The following is a 3,692-nucleotide window of genomic DNA, read 5'->3' as shown; positions in this document are numbered from 1 at the left end:
CAGGCCCGGGCCCTGCTGGAGGAGCCCTCCGCGGGGCTGCCCGCGCTGACCGGGCCGCACAACAACCCGGGGCTCGTCCTCGGGGCCACCCTCGGCGGGGCGGCCCGCGCGGGCCGCCGGACGGCGGTGCTCGGCGGCTACGCGGCCGACCAGCCCGGCCTCGCGCGCTGGGCGGCGGACCTGCTGGACGAGGCGACCGGCGGGCGAATGGTCCCGGTCGTCCAGGAGGGCGGGCTGCCGCTGGCGCCCGCCGACGACCTGTTCCTGGTCACCTTCGGGGGCCGCCCGCACCAGGACGACGCCACCGTCGCGGGCCCGCTCGCCGCGCAGCTCGTGGTGTGGGAGTACGCCGCGGCCGTCGCGGCCTACCTGCTGGAGGCCGACCCGCTCGCGCCGCCCCCGCCGCCCGCCGCGATGACGGTGGACGACGGGTCCGGCGACCCGTTGTTCGCCGACGGCGACCCCGGCCGCGCGGTGGAGGCGCACACGACGGTGCCCGCGCTGGCCGGCGCGTCCGGCCTCCCGGCGCTGCTGGACGCGGTGGCCGCCGCGGTCGGCCCGGCCGGGCGCCTGGACCTCGCCGCGCACCTCGATCCCGACGAGGCGCGCGGGCAGGGCGCGCAGGTGCGCCGGCTGGCCGCGCTCCTCGCCGCGCGCTGCGGCCGGCCGGTGCGGACCGGCTGGGGCGGGCGGCCCCGCGCGGCCGGGAATGATCAATCCGGCGGAGGCGTATACCTGTTGGTGACCGGGAACGTCGTCCGCGACGTACCGGTCCCGGGCCGGCACCACCGGCTGGCCATGCTGCAGCTCGCGCGGGCGCTCGGGGACGCCCGCGACGCGCGCGCGGCGGGGCGCGCGGTGGTGCGGCTGCACCTGCAGAACCGCTGGGCGGGACTCGCCCGGCTGCTCGACGCCGCCGGCGCGGGGCGATGAGGCCCCGCGCGGAGGGCGCCCGTTCCAGGAAGTGGGGCCCGTGACACGAGTTGGGGCAGGATGCTTGCAGCAGTGAGACGAGAAGGCGCAGTCCGATCAGAGGGGGCCACGTGACCAACCCAGCCAATCCGCTCCGCGACCCGCGGGACAAGCGCCTGCCGCGGGTGGCCGGGCCGTGCGTGCTCGTGCTGTTCGGGGTCACCGGGGACCTGTCCCGCAAGAAGCTGCTCCCGGCGATCTACGACCTGGCGAACCGGGGGCTGCTGCCGCCGGGCTTCTCGCTGGTCGGCTTCGCGCGCCGGGACTGGGAGAACGAGGACTTCCGGCAGATCGCCTACGAGTCGGTCAAGGCGCACGCGCGGACCCCGTTCCGCGAGGACGTGTGGACGCACCTGTCGGAGGGCATGCACTTCGTCCCCGGCGAGTTCTCCGACCCGGGCGCGTTCGACGCGCTGTCGATGGCGGTCAAGGAGCTGGACGAGAGCCGCGGCACCGGCGGCAACTACGCCTTCTACCTGTCGATCCCGCCGAAGTTCTTCCCGCAGGTCGTCGAGCAGCTGCAGCGCAGCGGACTCGCCGACCGCAAGGAGGGCGCCTGGCGCCGGGTGGTGATCGAGAAGCCGTTCGGCCGGGACCTGAAGACCGCGGTGGAGCTGAACGACACCGTGCACCGCGTCTTCCCCGAGGAGTCGATCTTCCGGATCGACCACTACCTCGGCAAGGAGACGGTGCAGAACATCCTGGCGCTGCGGTTCGCCAATACGATGTTCGAGCCGATCTGGAACCGGTCGTTCGTCGACCACGTGCAGATCACGATGGCCGAGGACATCGGCATCGGCGGCCGGGCCGGCTACTACGACGGCATAGGAGCCGCTCGCGACGTCATCCAGAACCACCTGCTGCAGCTGCTGGCGCTGACGGCGATGGAGGAGCCCACCTCGTTCCGCGCCGAGGCCGTCCGCGCCGAGAAGGCCAAGATCCTGTCCTCGGTGCGGGTGCCCGGCGACCTCGCCGAGGCGACCGCGCGCGGGCAGTACGCGGCGGGCTGGCAGGGCGGCGTGAACGTCCGCGGGTACCTGGAGGAGGACGGCATCCCGGCCGACTCCCGCACCGAGACCTACGCGGCGATCAAGCTGGAGATCGAGAACCGGCGCTGGGCGGGCGTCCCGTTCTACCTGCGCACCGGCAAGCGGCTCAGCCGCCGCGTGACCGAGGTCGCGATGGTGTTCCAGAAGGCGCCGCATCTGCCGTTCTCCCAGACCGACACCGAGGAGCTCGGGCAGAACGCCCTGGTGATGCGGGTGCAGCCGGACGAGGGCATCACGGTCCGGTTCGGCTCGAAGGTGCCCGGCACCTCGATGGAGATCCGCGACGTCAACATGGACTTCGCCTACGGCGAGTCGTTCACCGAGACCTCCCCCGAGGCCTACGAGCGGCTGCTGCTGGACGTGCTGATCGGCGACCCGCCGCTGTTCCCCCGGCAGGAGGAGGTCGAGCTGTCCTGGCAGATCCTCGACCCGATCACCGAGTTCTGGGCGAGCCGCGGCGGCCTCGACCAGTACAAGTCCGGCGGTTACGGGCCCGACAGCACCGACGAGCTGATGGCGCGGGACGGGCGCACCTGGAGGCGGCTCTAATGAACATCGATCTCACCGGAACCACCACCCGCAAGATCCAGGACGCGCTGACGCAGTCCCGGCACCTGATGGGCGGCCCGGCGGTCGGCATGGTGCTGACCCTGATCATCGTGACCGACGAGTCGGCGCAGTACGACGCGGTCCGCGCCGCGACGGAGGCGGCGCGCGAGCACCCCTGCCGGGTGCTGACCGTCATCTCCCGCGACCCGCGCGGCGGCTCGTCGCGGCTGGACGCCGAGATCCGGATGGGCGAGACCGGGCCGGGCGAGACGGTGCTGCTGCGCATGTACGGGCCGCTCGCCGAGCACGCCGACTCGGTGGTCGTCCCGCTGCTGATGCCGGACACCCCGGTCGTGACGTGGTGGCCGGGCGGCAAGGTGCCGAAGGTCCCGGCGAAGGACCCGCTCGGCGCGCTCGCGCAGCGCCGGGTGACCGACTCCTACGCGGCCCGCGACCGGCTCGGCACGCTCGCGCAGCTCGCGCAGGGCTACCGGCCGGGCGACACCGACTTCACCTGGACGCGGCTGACGTCGTGGCGGTCGCTGCTGGCCGCCGCGCTCGACCAGGACCACGACGACATCGTGTCCGGCGAGGTGACCGCCGAGCCGGACAGCCCGAGCGCGGAGCTGCTGGCGGCGTGGCTGTCGGTCCGGCTCGGCGTGCCGCTGGAGCGGTCCGTGTCCGAGGGGCCCGGGATCACCGGCGTCCGGCTCACCACCACCAGCGGCGACATCGTCATCCACCGCCCGGACGGGCGGGTCGCGACGCTGTGCCGGCCGGGGCAGCCCGACCGGCAGGTGTCGCTGCTGCGCCGCCCGATGGCCGACCTGCTGGCCGAGGAGCTGCGCCGGCTCGACCCCGACGAGGTGTACCGCGAGGCGGCGGGCCGGTTCGCCAAGGACCTCGCGCACGGGACGGCGCGGCCCGGCGTGGCCGACGAGCCGGTGTCGGCGACGGACGCGGCGGCGAAGACCGGCCCGGCCAAGCGGCACGCCAAGGCGCGGCACGAGGCCGAGGGGCGGGCGTGAGCGCCCCGGCCGTCCTGGTCCACCGCGACCAGGAGCTGCTCGCCGCGGCGGCCGCGGCGCGGCTGCTGACCCGGATCGCCGACGCCCAGGCGGC

The 3,692-nt window shown here is 74.6% G+C and carries 2 protein-coding genes and 1 pseudogene; all 3 read left to right on the top strand.

Features of this window, described 5'->3' with window-relative positions:
• Positions 1 to 933, top strand: a pseudogene (locus tag AB0K34_RS46195) (glucose-6-phosphate isomerase); the annotation flags it as partial.
• A 110-nt stretch (positions 934 to 1,043) separates the two neighbouring features.
• On the top strand, positions 1,044 to 2,570 hold the full coding sequence (gene zwf / locus AB0K34_RS46190; RefSeq protein WP_364554870.1) for a glucose-6-phosphate dehydrogenase: 1,527 nt from the start codon (positions 1,044 to 1,046) through the stop codon (positions 2,568 to 2,570).
• Positions 2,570 to 3,598: a glucose-6-phosphate dehydrogenase assembly protein OpcA gene (locus AB0K34_RS46185; RefSeq protein WP_364554868.1), complete on the top strand. Its 1,029-nt coding sequence runs from the start codon at positions 2,570 to 2,572 to the stop codon at positions 3,596 to 3,598. The genes zwf and AB0K34_RS46185 overlap by 1 nt, the downstream gene beginning before the upstream one ends.
• The last annotated feature ends 94 nt before the right edge of the window (positions 3,599 to 3,692 follow it).

Source organism: Actinomadura sp. NPDC049382, assembly GCF_040677125.1.
GTDB classification, from domain to species: Bacteria; Actinomycetota; Actinomycetes; order Streptosporangiales; family Streptosporangiaceae; genus Spirillospora; species Spirillospora geliboluensis.
This window is presented reverse-complemented; position numbering and strand designations above follow the sequence as displayed.

Excerpts from the sequence above, each read along its gene's own strand:
- AB0K34_RS46185 (WP_364554868.1), top strand. The coding sequence starts at position 2,570 with ATGAACATCGATCTCACCGGAACCACCACCCGCAAGATCCAGGACGCG.